This is a genomic window from Dickeya sp. Secpp 1600, assembly GCF_003049805.1.
In the GTDB taxonomy this organism is placed as follows: Bacteria; Pseudomonadota; Gammaproteobacteria; order Enterobacterales; family Enterobacteriaceae; genus Dickeya; species Dickeya fangzhongdai.
This window is the reverse complement of the sequence record NZ_CP023484.1, coordinates 4,088,753-4,105,559: the sequence shown is the minus strand read 5'-3', so window position 1 is coordinate 4,105,559 and position 16,807 is coordinate 4,088,753. Positions and strand designations below refer to the sequence as shown.

Below are 16,807 nucleotides of genomic sequence, written 5' to 3'. Positions count from 1 at the left end.
GGCGGCGCGGCCAGAATGTGTATCGCAGATTTTGATGAATATCGTGTTAAATATCAGCCTGAATTGTGAAGCATGACATAGAATTCCGGGGCAGACATAAAAATGGCCCGGTGCGTGCGCTGTCGCGGCACCTGACACATGGCCTGTACGTATAATGAGGTGAAACGATGTTAGAACAGATCTGCCAACTGGCGCGTGAGGCGGGAGACGCCATCATGCAGGTTTATAACGGTCAGCAGCCGCTGAACGTGGCGCTAAAGAAAGACGACTCGCCGGTGACGGCCGCCGACCTGGCGGCGCATCAGGTGATTGCGCGTGGATTGGCCGAACACTACCCCGAGACTCCGATGCTGTCGGAGGAGGACCCGCAGGCGTGGTCCGAACGTCAGCACTGGCAGCGTTACTGGCTGGTGGATCCGCTGGACGGCACCAAAGAATTTCTCAATCGCAACGGCGAGTTCACCGTCAATATCGCGCTGATCGATAACGGCAAACCGGTGCTGGGCGTCGTATACGTGCCGGTGACCGGGGTGATGTACGCCGCGGCGGACGGCAAGGCCTGGAAGGAAGAGGGTGGGAAACGCCGCGCCATTCAGGTAAAAGACGCCAGACCGCCGCTGGTCGTGGTGAGCCGCTCTCACGCCGATGCAGAGCTGGACGATTATCTGCGACAGTTGGGCGAACACCAGACCGTGTCCATTGGCTCGTCGCTGAAGTTCTGTCTGGTGGCGGAGGGCAAGGCCCAGCTTTATCCGCGTTTTGGGCCGACCAATATCTGGGATACCGCCGCCGGGCACGCGGTGGCGCTGGCCGCCGGCGCGCAGGTGCATGACTGGCAAGGGCGCTCGCTCTCTTATCTGCCGCGCGAATCCTTCCTGAATCCGGGCTTTCGCGTTTCACTGTTCTGATGCCTTTTCCGGTCGCTCCGGCCGGATTTTTCCTGATGATAGCCACGGCAGGCGATAGGCCTGCCGTGCTCTTCCCGCCTTCCCGTTTTTATCTTTATGCCGCTGGCGGCGCACTGTCGTTTTTTGGTCATATTTTCACGGTAGATTGGCGGCCGTTGATGCGTTTACCGTCGCGTATGTGAGTTTGCGGCATATCGCACATACGGCAATAACTTGAAGGTTTATACTGATTTAAAAAGTATGGCATTAGTCTATTCGGTAAAAATATGTAAATGCCGTAAATAATTCTGTCATTGCGGGAACTAACCGCAGGATAAGGACACTAACCAGTTGTACGTGATTGCCGTGCTGAACATCATCCGACCCTAATTGGGAACGGGTAGCGCGGTGGAAAAAAAACGGGAGGAGAGGAAGACGATGAGGATCTTCGAACGTTACAACCCCCTGAAGGTCGCCAAGTATGTGAAAATCCTGTTTCGTGGAAGACTCTACATTAAAGGGATTGGCGCTTTTGAATTTGATCAGGGCCGCATTCTGTTGCCCAAAACGCAGGATAAACAGCATCTGGTGGTGATGTCCGAAGTCAACCGTCAGGTACTGAAGTTGCAGGCTGAATTGGGTTGAAGGAACTCGCCCCCTGCGACAGGAAAACGGCCCGTTAACGGGCCGTTGTTATTTGTTGGGGTTGTACTCTTTGTTGAAGTTAGTGCGCGAAGCGGCTTATGCCGGATGCGTTTCAGCGTTGAGCGCCGTTTTTTCTTCCAGCCGTGTGACCAGCAGCTGGTCGATCTTGTAGCTGTCGATATCCACCACTTCGAACTTATACCCGGCGTAGCGAACAAAATCGGTGCGTTTGGGGATTTTACGCAGCGTGTACATCATGAACCCGCCGATGGTTTCGTAATTGTCGGAGTGGGGGAACTCATCGATGCTGAGTGCACGCATGACATCTTCTATCGGCGTACCGCCATCGACAAGCCAGGAGTTCTCGTCACGGGCGACGATCTGCTCTTCCAGCCCCTGCCCAACCAGGTCGCCCATCAGCGTGGTCATTACGTCGTTAAGGGTGATAATTCCCACCACCAGCGCGTACTCGTTGAGGATCACCGCGAAGTCTTCGCCGGCGGTTTTGAAACTTTCCAGCGCTTCCGACAGCGTCAGCGTGTCCGGCACGATCAGCGCCGGGCGAATCTGTACGCCGCTGGTCAGTTCCAGACTCTGATTGCCCAGCACCCGGTTCAGCAGATCCTTGGAATCCACATAGCCGACAATCTGATCGATGGTGCCGTTGCACACCAGAAACTTGGAATGCGGCTGGTGCGCGATTTTCTCTTTGATCTGCGTTTCATCTTCATGCAGGTCGAAATAGACCACGCTTTCGCGCGAGGTCATTGAAGAGGGCACGGTGCGCGACTCCAGTTCGAACACGTTTTCGATCAGCTCATGTTCCTGTTTACGCAGTACGCCGGCCAGCGCGCCGGCTTCCACCACCGCATAGATATCGTCGGGAGTGATGTCTTCTTTACGCACCATCGGCAGCTTGAACAGCCGGAAAATCAGGTTAGCCAGACCGTTGAACAGCCAGACCAGCGGGCGGAACACCAGCAGACAGAAGCGCATGGGGTTGATGATCCGAATGGCTATCGCTTCCGGGGCAATCATACCAATGCGTTTCGGCGTCAGGTCGCCAAACAGGATGAACAGGCTGGTAACCAGCACAAACGAGCAGATAAAACTGGCGCGGGCGACCATGTCCTGCGGCAGAAAGCTGGCAAACAGCATTTCGAAATAGGGCGAGAAGGCGGCGTCGCCGATGATACCGGCCAGGATGGCGACCGCGTTGAGGCCGATCTGAATCACGGTGAAGAAAATGCCCGGCGTTTCCTGAAATTTCAGTACCAGAGCAGCGTTCAGGTCTCCTTCGTCGGCCATCAGCTTCAGTTTGATCTTGCGTGAAGCGGCCAGCGATATTTCAGACAAAGAGAAAAACGCACTGATGGCGATAAGACATAAAATAATTAACAGACTGTTTAACATAGTTTTTTCGCACAGTCGTCACGGACGGCGAACCTCTGAAAGGGAATAACATTATGGGTGCGGCATCGCCGCAACAGGGGCCGGAAGCCGGCCCGTGGTCGCCCAGTATAGCAGGCGAGGTTAAATCGCCGCCAGTTTCACCCCTGCGGGGGCAGGCAAACCCCGATGCCGCCCAGCCCACAATAGCCGTTCGGGTTCTTGTGCAGGTATTGCTGGTGCTCGTCTTCGGCGTAGTAAAACGGCCCGGCGGGCTGGATTTCCGTAGTGATGTCGCGGTTCTCGCCCGCATCGCGCATGGCCTGCTGGAAGCGCTGGTAGCTCTCTTTCGCCGCGGTTTCCTGCTCCGGGGTTAACGTATAGAGAGCGGAACGATACTGCGTACCGATGTCGTTGCCCTGTCGCATGCCTTGCGCCGGGTTATGATTTTCCCAAAACAGTTGCAGTAACTGCGGGTAACTCACCACCGCAGGATCAAACACCACCCGCACGGCTTCCGCGTGGCCGGTTTTGCCGGTGCATACTTCCCGGTAAGTGGGGTTGGGGGTATAGCCGCCGCAATACCCGGACGCAGTGCTGTACACCCCGGACTGTTGCCAGAACAGCCGTTCCACGCCCCAGAAGCAGCCCATGGCGAAGATCGCCACCTCCATGTGATCCGGCACATGGGTCATGGAATGCTGATTCACCACATGCAGACGGGCGACCGGCATCGGTGTGGTGCGGCCCGGCAGGGCGTCCGACTGGCCGATCAGCTGTGTCTTATCAAAATTCGCTATCACGTTTGGCTCCTGATTATCACCCTGTGTTTCATACTTTCAGAGCATAACCGAGTTAATGCGCTCTGTCTTTATGGCGAAATAGCACGGCAATATGACAGCGATGCTGGCGTCGGGCGGCGCGTTGCAACGATAGGCGCACGTATGGTCGGCATCCGGAGACCGTCAGACCTGCCCGTCGACTGGCGATGTCCGACATCAGCGATGGGGGTTTTCAGGGCGATAGCGTTGTCTGCATGGCGACGACTATCTATAGTTAACAGCACCGTTACAGGCATACTTGTCTGTGGTTAATCAGAAAATACGTCGATTCTGCTGACACTGCCGGGAAGTTAAGTGACAATTTTTATCAGGACAAAAAACAAATTTTGCCGTCGCGGCGTCATGTTCTGCCGCATGTTGGGACTCGGAAGTCTGCTGCTGATGGCGGCGCCGGCGCTTGCCGCATCGAACGTGCGCCTGCAGCTCACCGGGCTGGAGGGCGAACTGCAGAAAAATGTACGTGCCCGTCTTTCCACCATCACGCCAGATGAAGTCAACGCCGATGGCCGTTTCCGCGCCCGGGTCGATGAAGCGATCCGCAAAGGGTTGCGCGCGCTGGGTTACTACGACCCGGAGGTCCGCTTTGAGTTTATCCCGGCGCAGGGGCGCGGCCGTCCGGTGCTGAAGGTGACCGTCAAGCCGGGGGAACCAGTGAAAATCGCCGGCTCCAGCATTGCCATTCGCGGCGGCGCGCAGAGTGATGAAGACTATCAAAAACTGGTGAGACAGCATCGCCCCGCCGAAGGCAGTATCCTCAATCACGGCGCTTACGATGATTTCAAAAGCGAACTCGGCACCCTGTCGATGCGAAAGGGGTACTTTGACGGCCGCTTCAATAAAAGCCAACTGGGCGTGATGCCGTCCACCCATCAGGCCTGGTGGGATATTGACTACGACAGCGGCACGCGTTATCGCTTCGGCAAGGTCAACTTTCGCGGTTCCCAGATCCAGTCGGCTTATCTGCACAATCTGGTGCCGTTTCAGGAGGGCGATGTCTACTCTGCGGAACAGCTGGGGGAGTTTAACCGACGTCTGTCCGCTACCGGCTGGTTCAATTCGGTGGTGGTGGCGCCCGATTTCGAACAGGGCCGCCAGAGTAAAGTGCTGCCGCTGGATGCGGTGCTGACGCCGCGCACCCGCAACAGCGTGGAAACCGGTGTCGGCTACGCCACCGATGTCGGGCCGCGGCTGAAAACCACCTGGAAAAGACCCTGGGTCAATTCTTACGGTCACAGCCTGGAAAGCAGCCTGAGTCTGTCCGCGCCGGAGCAGCAACTGGATCTGAGCTACAAGATTCCGCTGCTGAAAAGTCCGCTGGAGCAATACTATCTGGTGCAGGGCGGTTTCAAGCGCGAAGATCTCAACGATACCCAGTCCGACTCGACGTCGCTCAACCTGGCGCGTTACTGGGAGCTGTCCAGCGGCTGGCAGCGGGCGGTCAACCTGCGCTGGACGCTGGATCACTTTACCCAGGCCAACGTCACCAACACCACCATGCTGATATACCCCGGCCTCAGCTTTAACCGTACCCGGCAGCGGGGCGGGCTGATGCCCGACTGGGGCGATACCCAGCGCTATTCGGTGGATGTCTCCAATACCCTGTGGGGCTCGGATATCGATTTTGCGGTGTTTCAGGCCCAGAACGTCTGGATCCGATCGCTGGCGGAAAAACACCGCTTCGTGGCGCGCGCCAATCTGGGCTGGATTGAAACCGGCAGCTTCTCCCGCGTACCGCCGTCGCTGCGTTTCTTCGCCGGCGGCGATCGCAGCATTCGCGGCTATAAATACAAGTCCGTTTCTCCGCGCGACAGCGACGGCAAACTCACCGGGGCCTCAAAACTGGCAACCGGTTCGCTGGAATACCAGTACAACGTCACCGGAAAATGGTGGGGCGCGGTGTTTGTGGACAGCGGCGAGGCCGTCAACGATCTGACGCGCACCAACCTCAAGACCGGTGCCGGCATCGGCGTGCGTTGGGCGTCGCCGGTGGGGCCGATCAAATTCGATATCGCCCGGCCGATTGGGGATGACGACAAACACGGATTGCAGTTTTATATCGGGCTGGGGCCGGAGTTATGAGCAGGATGAAAAAAGCCGGAATTGGCCTGATGGCTGGCGTGCTGGCGTTGTTGCTGGCGGTGGTGTTGCTGGTGACCACGACGCCGGGGTTGCATCTGTTACTCAGCGCCGCCGTGCGCTGGGTGCCGGGGCTGGAAATAGGGCAGGTCGAGGGCGGCTGGCGCGATTTGACGCTGAAAGCGGTACGCTATCAAATGCCCGGCGTGACCGTGCAGACGGACAATCTGCATCTGGCGCTGGCGCCGGATTGCCTGTGGCGCAGCCAACTGTGTCTGGACGACCTATCGTTGCAAAATCTGACGGTGGCGATCAATACCAGCGATATGCCGCCTGCTGAACCCGAGCCGGTGGCGCAGGCGGCGCCGGTGACCGAAATCAGCGCGCCGGTGGCAGTGCTGCTGCGCCGTGTAAACCTGAGCAACAGCCGTATTACTGTCGATGGCGCCGATGTGTCGCTGTCGTTGCTGCAAACCGGCCTGAACTGGCAGGGGCGGTCGCTGACGCTGCTGCCGACGCAGGTATCGGGCCTCACCGTGGCGCTGCCTGCCGCCCCGAAAACGCCGTCCACGCCGCCGGCGACTGCGGGTAAACCGCAACCGCTGGGTGAGACGCTGCGCACCCTGTTTGCCGCACCGCTGTTGCCGGCGATGCCTGAATTTACGCTGCCGTTGGATCTCACCATCGCCGATTTGCGCGGCGAGTCGTGGCAGATTCTGGGCGGCCAGCCGGTGACCCTTTCCCGTTTTCAGTTGCAGGCCGCCACCCGGCAGCAGACGCTGACGTTGCAACAGCTGACGGTACAGTCGCCGCAAGGCGCATTGTACGCCCACGGCGAGGCCCGGCTGGCCGGCGACTGGCCGGTAACGCTCAACGTTAACGGCATTCTGAACCGCGACCCGTTCAAAGGCGAACGGCTGCGACTGACGGCCGAAGGCAGTCTGCGCCAGCAGTTGCGGCTGGCGATGAACTTGTCCGGCCCGCAGCGGGCGCAACTGGATATCCAAACCGCGCTGGCCGAGCCGGGACTACCTTTGAATATCAGCCTGCACAGCCCGCAACTGCGCTGGCCGCTGACCGGCGACGCCCAATATCAGTTCAACGACGTACAACTGAACATCGGCGGCAAAGCCACCGATTACTCGTTGGCCCTGCGGGGCGATATTCGCGGCCGCGAGTTACCGCCCGGCACGTTGACGCTGGAGGGCAACGGCAGTGAGCAGCAGTTCGCGCTGACGCGATTGCGGCTGGCCGCGTTGCAGGGCACGGCGGATATCTCCGGCCAGTTGGACTGGCGCGATGCAATCAGCTGGAACAGCAACCTGACCCTGAAAGGCATCAATACCGCACAGCAATGGCCGGAGTGGCCGGCGCGGCTGGAAGGATCGTTGACCACCCGCGGCAGTCTGGCGGGCGAGACGTGGCAACTGGACGTGCCGCAGCTGGCGCTGGACGGGCAGGTACGGCAGAACAAGGTGATGGTCAAAGGGGCGCTGAGCGGCAACGCCGGCGGCCAGTGGTCGATTCCAGGCGTGACGCTGGCGTTGGGGCGTAACCAACTGACGCTGCAGGGTGAGCTAAGCGACCAGTGGCGGCTGAACGGCGATATCAACGCGCCGTCGCTCAACGGGATTCTGCCGGGTCTGGGCGGGCAGGTGATGGGGAAATTGCGACTGAGCGGCAAACGCGACGCGCCGCAGTTGCAGACGGAAATCAATGCCACGGCGCTGCGCTGGCAGGAACTAAGCCTTGGCAAACTGACACTCAATGGCGATGTGCAGTCGTATAAACAGGTGCACGGCACGCTGACATTGCAGCTACAGCAACTGGCGCAGGGCGACCTGCGTCTGGCGTCCCTGAATGTGCGCGCTACCGGCGACGAAAACCAACACCAGTTGCGTTTGACCATGAACGGTGAGCCGATAGGCGGTCAGTTGTTGTTGAGCGGTCATTTCGACCGTGCGCAGCAGCGCTGGCAGGGGGAACTCAGCGATACGCGCTTTGAAACCCCGGTCGGCGAGTGGCGGCTGGCGCCGGCGATGTCGCTGGTTTATCAGGCGGCGGCGCAGAAAGTCACGGTGGGCGCGCATTGCTGGCGTAACCCGGATGCCGAGCTGTGCGTGCCGCAGCCGATCGAGGCGGGCGCCAGCGGCAAGGCGAGCGTCAATCTGAACCGGTTTAATCTGGCGATGCTGAAACCCTTTATCGGCCAGCAGACGGCGGTCAACGGCACGATTACCGGCAACGCTCAGGTTAGCTGGCAGGCAAACGGCGGTCTGCCGGAAGCCCACGTCGCGCTGGCCGGCAATGGCGTAACCGTGCGTCAGCAGGTGCAGGGCGGTACGCTGCCGGTGGCCTTTGATACGCTGACGCTGGAGGCCGGGTTGCAGCGAGGGCAGGCGCGGCTGGCATGGCTGATGGGGATTCAGGGCAATGGCCGTTTTCGGGGCGACGTACAGATTGCCGACCCGCAGCGACGCCGTAGCCTGAGCGGTACGGTGACGTTAAACGCGTTGTCGCTCGATCTGCTGCGGCCGATTCTGCGCCAGAACGAGAAGGCGGCCGGGGTCGTTAATGCCGATCTGCGGCTGGGGGGCGACCTGCAACGCCCGCAGGTGTTCGGGCAGATGACGCTGGATAATCTTGACGTGGACGGCAGTTGGATGCCGGTGGATTTGACCAGCGGGCGGCTGGCGCTGTTGTTCAACGGCATGTCGTCGACGTTGCAGGGCGTATTTCGCACCACGCAAGGGCAGATTAATTTGGCGGGGAACGCCGACTGGTCGGTGCCTGAAGCCTGGCGGGCGCGCATCGCCGTCAACGGCGACCGCATGCGGGTGACGGTGCCGCCGATGGCGCGACTGGATGTGTCGCCGGATATTGTGTTCGAGGCGACGCCGCAGTTGCTGACGCTCAACGGCACGGTGACGATCCCCTGGGCGCGAATCGTAGTGCATGACATGCCGGCCAGCGCGGTGGATGTGTCGTCGGATGAGGTTATTCTGGATGAACGGCGACGCCCGATGCCGACCGCCGCCAGTTCGATTCCGATTGCCAGCAACCTGATCGTGCGGGTGGGCGATGATGTCTGGCTCGACGCCTATGGCCTGCGCGCCCGGCTGAGCGGCGATTTGAAAGTCACGCAGGACACGCAGGGGCTGGGCCTGAACGGCCAGATTTCGATGCCGGAAGGGCGTTTCAAGGCGTATGGTCAGGATCTGCAGGTGCGCAAGGGACAGTTGCTGTTCTCCGGCCCGCCGACGCTACCGGTGCTGAATATCGAGGCGATCCGCAATCCGGACAATACCGCAGACAGCGTGACGGTCGGCGTGCGGGTAACTGGCACGGCCACCGCGCCTAAGCTGGAAGTGTTCTCCGACCCGACCTTATCTCAGGAAGAGGCCTTGTCCTACCTGTTGCGCGGCCAGGGACTGAACAGCAGCGGAACGGATAGTTCGATGATGACATCGGCCCTGATCGGTTTGGGGGTTGCACAAAGTGGTCAAGTTGTGGGTAAAATCGGCGAGGCCTTTGGCGTAAGCAATTTAGCTCTGGATACACAGGGGGTTGGCGACAAATCGCAGGTGGTTGTCAGCGGTTACGTCCTTCCGGGCCTACAGGTCAAGTATGGTGTCGGCCTGTTCGATTCATTGGCAACGTTAACCTTACGTTACCGTTTAATGCCAAAACTATATCTGGAAGCGGTGTCTGGTGTGAATCAGGCGCTTGATGTGCTCTATCAGTTCGAGTTTTAGCAATGCGAATTATTGTCTACGGCAGTTTACGGCGCAAACAGGGAAACAGTCATTGGATGACCAACGCTCAGTGGTTAGGGGATCATCAGCTTGAAGGGTATGAGCTGTACGATCTGGGACACTACCCGGCGGCGGTTGCAGGCAAAGGAGAGATTTACTGCGAAGTGTACCGCATCAGTTCGTCTATTCTGACCGAATTGGATGAACTGAAGCGGGGAGACGGCGTTTACCAGCGTGAGCTTATCGCCACGCCTTTCGGTAGCGCCTGGATCTACCTGTATCAGCGCCCGGTTACCGGTCTGCGCCGCATCGCCAGCGGCGACTGGTTGAAGCGTAACGAAGAGCAGTAAAAAAAACACCGCCTCGGCGGTGTTTTTGTTTCTGGCATTGCCGGTTCGCGCGTGCTGCAACCGGCAGAATAGCCTTATTTATTTTTGGCGCGTTCGAAAGACGTCAGGATTTCAGCTTTTGCGGCGGCGGCGTCGGCCCAGCCGTCCACTTTCACCCATTTGCCTTTTTCCAAGTCTTTATAGTGCTCGAAGAAATGGCCGATCTGGGCGCGCAGCAGCTCCGGCAGGTCGTTCACGTCTTTGATGTGATCGTACTCTTTGCTCAGTTTGGTGTGCGGTACCGCCACCACTTTAGCGTCTTCGCCGGATTCGTCGGTCATTTTCAGTACGCCAACCGGACGGCAGCGGATCACTGAACCCGGCTGCAGCGGATACGGGGTCGGCACCAGAACGTCAACCGGGTCGCCGTCCAGAGACAGCGTGTTGTTGACGTAGCCGTAGTTGCACGGATAGAACATGGCGGTAGACATAAAGCGGTCTACGAACAGGGCGCCGGTTTCCTTGTCCACTTCGTACTTGATCGGATCAGAGTTGGCAGGGATTTCGATCACTACATAGATATCTTCCGGAAGGTCTTTGCCCGCCGGTACCGTATTCAAACTCATGTCGGTTTCCTTCTTCTTCAAACCAGAATGGAGTGGCGCTCATTATAGCCAACTGATGGCGAAAGTCGTGATTTTTTAGGCTGGGCGCATTGCGTCTGTTTGCCGGTTGCCGTATCGGATTCCCATAAGCCTAATCAATGGAAATTAAATAATTAATCTAATTAAAGAACAACGGCAGGATTCCGATAAACGTGGATCCTGAATCGTGTCACCCGGCGTGTTCCGCGATGTACCGGCATGGTGCGTCGTACTGGACTACGCCATCTTATTTATTTGCTGCTTTTTATTATTTTGAATCACAAGGGAGAGTACGGATGCTAAAGAACATTACGGTCAAGCATGGCCTGCTAGCGCTGGTGGGCATCATGCTGGTGCTGCTGGCGATTGTCGTTGGAATCGGCACCAGCGCGATCAGTCAGGGGAACCGCTCGCTACTGTCTATCGATAAAATTCAGGGGAAAGAACTGAGCGCGCTGTCGTCAAGCTATACCGCCACGTTGCGTGCCCGCACCGCTGCGGCTCAGGCAGTCAGGCTGTATGAAATCGGTTTGATCGACAAGGCGAAGGAAACCGTGGGGCGCGTGGAAAATTATGCCGAGGCGTCGCGCCGGGAGATGGCGCGGTTTCTGGCGTATGGCACCGTGACCAAACGCGGCGCCGAAATGGCCGAGCATGTCAAAGTCGCGTATGAAGCCTACGATCGTCAGGGCATGACGCCGATGATCGCCGCGCTGAAGAAAGACAATCTGGATGACTATTATTCTCTGATGCAGGATACCCTGCCGGCGCTCAGCATCGGCATGGATACTTCTATTGCCGATTTCCGCGATTTTGCGCTGCAGGTGGGAGAAACTATGTTGCAGCAGGCGGACGAACTGGCTTATGGCCGCCTGTGGTCGATGGGGATGGTATTTGCGGTGGCGCTGTTGCTGGCGGTGTTGGCATGGTGGGCGATCCGTCAGGTGTTTTTGCGCCCGCTGGACGGCGCGGTACGGCAGCTTGAGGTGATTGCGCAAGGCGATTTGTCGCGCACCATTGAAGACGGCGGCAACAACGAAATCGGCCGGCTGATTCGGGCGATGAAATCCATGCAGCACTCCCTCGCCGTGGCGGTGGGCCGCGTGCGCGACGCCGGCAGCCAGATTGATGTCGGCACCAGCGAGCTGGCGTCCGGCAACAGTCATCTGGCGGAACGTACCGAAGAGTCCGCCGCGTCGCTGGAACAAACCGCCGCCAGCATGGAACAGCTGGCTTCCACCGTGAAGCTGAACGCCGATAGCGCCGATCAGGCTTATCTGCTGGCGCAGCGGGTATCCGATACCGCCACGAAAGGCAGCCAGGCCGTTGATCAGATGCTGGACAAAATGCAGCTGATCTCCGCTACGGCGGCACGGGTGGCCGACATTCTGACGATGATCGACGGCATCGCTTTCCAGACCAATATTCTGGCGCTGAATGCGGCGGTGGAAGCGGCGCGCGCCGGCGAGCAGGGCCGCGGTTTCGCCGTGGTGGCGGGCGAGGTGCGTAGTCTGGCGCAGCGCAGCGCTCAGTCGGCCAGAGAGATCAAGGTGCTGATGCAGGATTCGCAAACGCAGGTCAACGAAGGCGCCGAAATCGCCCGCGTCGCCGGCGAAACCATGAGTGACGTGGCGTCGTCGGTGTCGCAGGTGACCACCCTGATGCGTGAAATTTCCACCGCGACCCGTGAACAGAGCAATGGCATTGAGCAGGTAAACCTGGCGGTGTCGCAGATGGATTCGGTGGCGCAGCAGAACGCATCGCTGGTAGAAGAGTCGGCGGCGGCGACCCGCTCGCTGGAAGAGCAGGCGCGCGAACTGGCGGCCAGCATGGCTCAGTTCCGGCTGGAACAGCAAGCTCTGGCAGCGTTAGGACGTTACTGATTAAAACCGGGAAGACCACCTCTAACCTGATAAAAAACGAAGCGGCCAATTAAGGCCGCTTTTTTTACGCTCAGGATACGTCGTGTTTATCTGGCGTATCGTCCGTCGAATGGTGTTTGCGACGCAGCTTTTTCCAGATCTTGCTTTCCTGACCGCGCCACAGCCGCTGGATGTTATCGTGATGCCGCATCAGGATCAGGCAGGAGAGCATGGCTACCGGAAAGGTGAACTGGGGCTTGAACCACCAGACGTAGAACGGTGCGATCAGCGCACTGATAATCGCCCCCAGCGAGGAATAGCCGCTCAGCAGCACGGTCAGGAGCCAGGTGCCGGTCATCAGGCCGGTCAGATCCCAACCGATAGGCGCGATGGCGCCAAACGCGGTAGCGACCCCTTTGCCGCCGTGGAAGCGAAAAAAAATCGGGTAAATATGGCCCAGACAGGCGGCGATGGCCGTCAGGCCGAGATACAGCGGTGAACTGCCCAGCGCGTAAGCGCCCCACACCGGCAGCATGCCTTTAAGAACGTCAAAAACCAGTACGGCAGCGGCCGCGGTTTTACCGCCGATGCGTAGCACATTGGTGGCGCCAGGGTTGCCGGAACCGTGTTCGCGCGGATCGGGCAAACCGGCGATGCGACAAATCAGAATCGCACTGGAGATCGAGCCACACAGATACGCGACGATAATCATTCCGGGCGCGATAACACTCATAAACGGCTTCCGTCCAATAAAGGTCGTTTTAAGTTCAGCATCTGTGGATAATACGCACTTTCTGCCGGAAGTGGTATCCGGCGGCGGCAAAAACAGGGGATGACGTGATGGATATCGTGTTTATTGAAGAACTGAGCGTAATCACCACCATCGGTGTTTATGACTGGGAACAGACCATCCAGCAGAAGTTGATGTTCGATATCGAAATGGCCTGGGATAACCGCCCGGCCGCCGCCAGCGACGACGTAGCCGATTGCCTGAGCTATGCCGATGTCAGCGAGGCGGTGATTGAACTGGTCGCCGGCGGGCGATTTGCGCTGGTGGAGCGGGTGGCTGAAGAGGTGGCGGCCACACTGATGCAGCGCTTCGGCATTCCCTGGCTGCGGCTGAAGGTCAGCAAGCCCGGCGCGGTAGCGCAGGCGCGCAGCGTGGGCGTGGTGATTGAACGCGGCGTCCGTCCGTCAGCATGAATCGGTTGGCGATCATTTCGGCGCAAACACAGACCCTTCTTAAGGTAATCAAAAGATAATATCTCTATTTTAAGTTGGTCCCCAAAGCGTGGGACATCTTCGATGTGCTTTATACGTTGCGGCTTGCTGACGGCAAGGCCGCTTTTTTATGTGGCAGGTAGGGAGTTAACGGTCGATGGCGGATCTGCATTCGTTGCTGGTGGCGTTCATTCTTGGGGTGGTGGAAGGGCTCACCGAATTTCTGCCGGTGTCATCCACCGGGCATATGATCATTGTCGGTCACTGGCTGGGGTTCGAGGGCGACACCGCCAAGACCTTTGAAGTCATCATCCAGTTGGGGTCGATCCTGGCGGTGGTAGTGGTGTTCTGGCGGAGAATGTTCGGTTTGATCGGCATTCATTTCGGGCAACCGCCGCAGCATGAAGGGCGCGGCAAAGGCCATCTGACGCTGGCGCACATCGTGCTGGCGATGATCCCCGCCGTGGTATTGGGGCTGGTGTTGCATGACTTCATCAAGTCGCTGTTCAATCCGGTTACCGTGACTTACGCGCTGGTGGTCGGGGGCGTGCTGTTGCTGCTGGCGGAGTGGTTTAAACCGAAAAAAGCGAAGGCGGAAGGGCTGGATGACATCAGCTATCTTCAGGCGTTCCTGATTGGCTGTTTTCAGTGTCTGGCGCTGTGGCCGGGGTTCTCGCGTTCCGGCGCGACCATTTCCGGCGGGATGTTGGTCGGGGTCAATCGCTACGCGGCGTCCGAATTCTCCTTTATTCTTGCGGTGCCGATTATGCTGGGCGCGAGCGGGCTGGATTTGTACAAAAGCTGGCATTTCCTGTCGCTGTCCGACCTGCCGATGTTCGCTACCGGTTTCTTGACCGCGTTTGTGGTGGCGATGATCGCCATCAAGACTTTCCTGCAACTGATTAAGCGCATCTCTTTCGTGCCGTTCGCCATTTATCGCTTCATCGTGGCGGCCGTGGTGTGGCTGGTGCTGATGTAATGCCGCCGGGATGCACCGATGCATCCCGACGATAATGGTGTTATGTGCTTATGATGCCGGCCCGGCAGCTTCGGCGCGCCGGGCTTTCCATTGTTCCAACGCGGCGCAGCGACGGCGCTGCAACTCTTCCCTGATCGCGGCATGCTGGAATCCGGCCGCCACCACTTCCGCGCTGGTTATACTGCTGGCGGCAGCAAAGGCTTCACGCAGATAGTCTCCCTGCGGATAGGGCTGTTGCTCCAGTCCGGCCCGCCCGCGTGCGTCCGCCTCGCTGGCGAGGAGCAACTGTTCCAGACGCTGGGGTTTGCGCCAGACATCGATGGCGTCAAACAGCTTCAGCAGGGTTTTGGGCTGCAGTATCTGCACGGTGTGGACCACATCATGGTATTCGGCCACCAGACAGGCCAGATCGCGCAGCGCGTTAGGCACCCGCAATCGCTGGCACAAGGCCTCCACCAGCGGCACGCCGGCCGGGCCGTGACCATGATGGCGCGGCCACAGTTCCGGCGGCGTCAATCCTTTACCGAGATCGTGACACAGGGTGGCGAAGCGGATATCAAGCGCCGGGCTGAGGCGGGCGGCCATCGCCAGACTCATCATCACGTGGATGCCGGTGTCGATTTCCGGATGCCATTGGGCGGGAGCCGGCACGCCGTAAAGACTGTCGACTTCGGGGAACAGCACCGCCAGCGCGCCGCAGTCGCGCAGCACCTGAAAATAGACCTGCGGATCCTGAGTGGCGAGGGCTTTTTCCGTTTCTTTCCACACCCGTTCCGGCGTCAGGAAATCCAGCTCGCCGTTGCGGGTCATCGTCTGCATCAGGTTCAGGGTTTCTTCGGCAATCAGAAAACCGAGGTGGGCATAACGGGCGGCGAAGCGCGCGACCCGCAGCACCCGCAGCGGATCTTCGCTGAAGGCGCCGGATACATGGCGCAGGAGCCGATTTTGCAAATCACGCTGACCGTCGTAAGGGTCAATCAACCGCCCGTCTTCATCCTGCGCGATGGCGTTGATGGTCAGATCGCGCCGTTGCAGATCCTCTTCCAGCGTGATGTCCGGCGTAGCCTGGCAGGTAAACCCGGTATACCCATTGCCGGATTTGCGCTCGGTACGCGCCAGCGCATACTCCTCTTTGCTCTCCGGGTGCAGGAAAACCGGGAAATCCCGCCCGACCTGCTGGTAGCCTTGCTGCAACAGCATTTCCGGCGTGGCGCCGACCACCACCCAATCGCGTTCGGTGACCGGCCTGCCCAACAGGCCGTCGCGCACTGCGCCCCCTACAAGGTAAATCTTCAAACCCGGCTCCCGATGTTAGGCTGTGTCGATAATTGAAATAATAACCAACCGTAACCGAAATGATAGTTAACGATAATTTCGGTTATTGTTGATTAACATCCTCTCGAACACAACGGGGCGTCCGTGCGGCTGGCGAGCCGGTGTTCAGGTGTTACCCCATCCAACGGTCGTTCTTTTTGCGTCTGGGCAACAGGTGCGGCAACAGCAGCCCCAACACCAAACCACCGCCCGCCACGCCTCCGCCGTACATAAACCACTGCATGATCAGCGTGCGCTGCTTGTCGTCCAATTGCAGGTTGGCTACCTCAAGTTTTTTCTGCGCCACTTCCAACTGGGTTTTCAGCGCCTGATTTTCTTTTTGCAAAGAGGAAAGGGTACCGTCACTGGCGGCGACTTTCTGGCGCAGGTCGACGGTGCGCTGGTTCCAGTCCTGATCGACGCTGTTAAGCTTGTCCGTCAGCGTCTTGACCTGATTTTCCAGTTCCGGCACCCGGGTTTTCAGGCTGGGCGTCTGGCTGAGCTGGTCAAGCTGAATCCAGCTGGTGCGGCCTTTTTCGTCACGAATCTGTGCGTAACCGGCACCGTCGTTGGCGCTGATGAGCGTCACGGCTTCACCGGCATTCAACGTGCCGACGATACGATACTGGTTGCCCGGACCGCTGCGGGTGTAGGTGACAAGTTCATCGGAGATGTAGCGTTTTTCTTCCGCATGCAGGCCCAATGTTGTGGACAGGCCCAGGATCGCGGCAAGGAACAAGGGTAATTTATTCATCATATTCAATATATTAAGTTCATTGAGATTCTGCGGTTAGCGCGCCCAGTCTGACGATGCCGCCGGCAAACCTGAATGGGAACAGTCTTACTCTTGGTTTTGTAAACTTG

Annotated in this window: 14 protein-coding genes; 8 read left to right on the top strand and 6 right to left on the bottom strand. The window is 58.8% G+C overall.

What is annotated here, in order from left to right; all coding sequences use genetic code 11:
• The first annotated feature begins 167 nt into the window (after nucleotides 1-167).
• Together cysQ and CPA59_RS18275 are read left to right on the top strand one after the other, a co-directional pair.
• The gene (cysQ, locus tag CPA59_RS18280; protein WP_038920093.1) at nucleotides 168-908 is read left to right on the top strand and encodes a 3'(2'),5'-bisphosphate nucleotidase CysQ; all 741 of its coding nucleotides are present in this window, start codon (nucleotides 168-170) and stop codon (nucleotides 906-908) included.
• A 417-nt stretch (nucleotides 909-1,325) separates the two neighbouring features.
• Entirely contained in the window at nucleotides 1,326-1,532 is a 207-nt protein-coding gene (locus CPA59_RS18275) for a DUF1107 domain-containing protein (RefSeq protein WP_012768543.1), read from the top strand.
• 96 nt (nucleotides 1,533-1,628) lie between these two features.
• Here the strand turns inward: CPA59_RS18275 and CPA59_RS18270 are convergent, their stop codons facing one another.
• On the bottom strand, nucleotides 1,629-2,945 hold the full coding sequence (locus tag CPA59_RS18270) for a hemolysin family protein (protein WP_038920092.1): 1,317 nt from the start codon (nucleotides 2,943-2,945) through the stop codon (nucleotides 1,629-1,631).
• Between the two features lie 137 nt (nucleotides 2,946-3,082).
• Nucleotides 3,083-3,721 carry a peptide-methionine (S)-S-oxide reductase MsrA gene (gene msrA, locus CPA59_RS18265; RefSeq protein ID WP_038921109.1) on the bottom strand — a complete coding sequence of 213 codons (639 nt, stop codon included), beginning with the start codon at nucleotides 3,719-3,721 and terminating at the stop codon, nucleotides 3,083-3,085.
• A 384-nt stretch (nucleotides 3,722-4,105) separates the two neighbouring features.
• On the opposite strand from msrA, the gene CPA59_RS18260 reads away from it, so the two are divergent.
• From CPA59_RS18260 to CPA59_RS18250, 3 genes are read left to right on the top strand one after another with little or no spacing between them, the layout of a single operon-like run.
• Nucleotides 4,106-5,842, top strand: a complete 1,737-nt coding sequence (locus CPA59_RS18260) for an autotransporter assembly complex family protein (protein ID WP_107760315.1) — start codon at nucleotides 4,106-4,108, stop codon at nucleotides 5,840-5,842.
• Nucleotides 5,839-9,594, top strand: a complete 3,756-nt coding sequence (locus tag CPA59_RS18255) for a translocation/assembly module TamB domain-containing protein (protein WP_107760312.1) — start codon at nucleotides 5,839-5,841, stop codon at nucleotides 9,592-9,594. Before CPA59_RS18260 ends, CPA59_RS18255 begins: the two co-directional genes overlap by 4 nt.
• Before the next feature lie 2 nt (nucleotides 9,595-9,596).
• Nucleotides 9,597-9,944 carry a gamma-glutamylcyclotransferase gene (locus CPA59_RS18250; RefSeq protein WP_038920089.1) on the top strand — a complete coding sequence of 116 codons (348 nt, stop codon included), beginning with the start codon at nucleotides 9,597-9,599 and terminating at the stop codon, nucleotides 9,942-9,944.
• A 74-nt stretch (nucleotides 9,945-10,018) separates the two neighbouring features.
• On the opposite strand, the gene ppa is transcribed toward CPA59_RS18250, so the two are convergent.
• A complete protein-coding gene (ppa, locus tag CPA59_RS18245) occupies nucleotides 10,019-10,549 on the bottom strand; it encodes an inorganic diphosphatase (RefSeq protein WP_038666134.1) in 531 nt (176 codons plus the stop codon).
• Nucleotides 10,550-10,863: 314 nt separating this feature from the next.
• Here ppa and CPA59_RS18240 point away from each other — a divergent pair, with 314 nt between their 5' ends.
• Nucleotides 10,864-12,450, top strand: coding sequence for a methyl-accepting chemotaxis protein (locus tag CPA59_RS18240; RefSeq protein WP_107760310.1), 1,587 nt, complete (start codon nucleotides 10,864-10,866; stop codon nucleotides 12,448-12,450).
• Nucleotides 12,451-12,520: 70 nt separating this feature from the next.
• Here the strand turns inward: CPA59_RS18240 and plsY are convergent, their stop codons facing one another.
• Nucleotides 12,521-13,162: a glycerol-3-phosphate 1-O-acyltransferase PlsY gene (gene plsY, locus CPA59_RS18235; protein WP_159077958.1), complete on the bottom strand. Its 642-nt coding sequence runs from the start codon at nucleotides 13,160-13,162 to the stop codon at nucleotides 12,521-12,523.
• Nucleotides 13,163-13,269: 107 nt separating this feature from the next.
• Between plsY and folB the strand changes: the two genes are divergently transcribed.
• On the top strand, nucleotides 13,270-13,632 hold the full coding sequence (gene folB, locus CPA59_RS18230) for a bifunctional dihydroneopterin aldolase/7,8-dihydroneopterin epimerase (RefSeq protein ID WP_038666140.1): 363 nt from the start codon (nucleotides 13,270-13,272) through the stop codon (nucleotides 13,630-13,632).
• Between the two features lie 175 nt (nucleotides 13,633-13,807).
• On the top strand, nucleotides 13,808-14,629 hold the full coding sequence (gene bacA / locus CPA59_RS18225; protein ID WP_038666142.1) for an undecaprenyl-diphosphate phosphatase: 822 nt from the start codon (nucleotides 13,808-13,810) through the stop codon (nucleotides 14,627-14,629).
• A gap of 48 nt (nucleotides 14,630-14,677) precedes the next feature.
• On the opposite strand, the gene CPA59_RS18220 is transcribed toward bacA, so the two are convergent.
• Nucleotides 14,678-15,925 (bottom strand): multifunctional CCA addition/repair protein, encoded by a 1,248-nt coding sequence (locus CPA59_RS18220; RefSeq protein ID WP_107760306.1) that lies wholly within the window; start codon nucleotides 15,923-15,925, stop codon nucleotides 14,678-14,680.
• A gap of 151 nt (nucleotides 15,926-16,076) precedes the next feature.
• Nucleotides 16,077-16,697 (bottom strand): TIGR04211 family SH3 domain-containing protein, encoded by a 621-nt coding sequence (locus CPA59_RS18215; protein WP_107760885.1) that lies wholly within the window; start codon nucleotides 16,695-16,697, stop codon nucleotides 16,077-16,079.
• Nucleotides 16,698-16,807 lie beyond the last annotated feature (110 nt).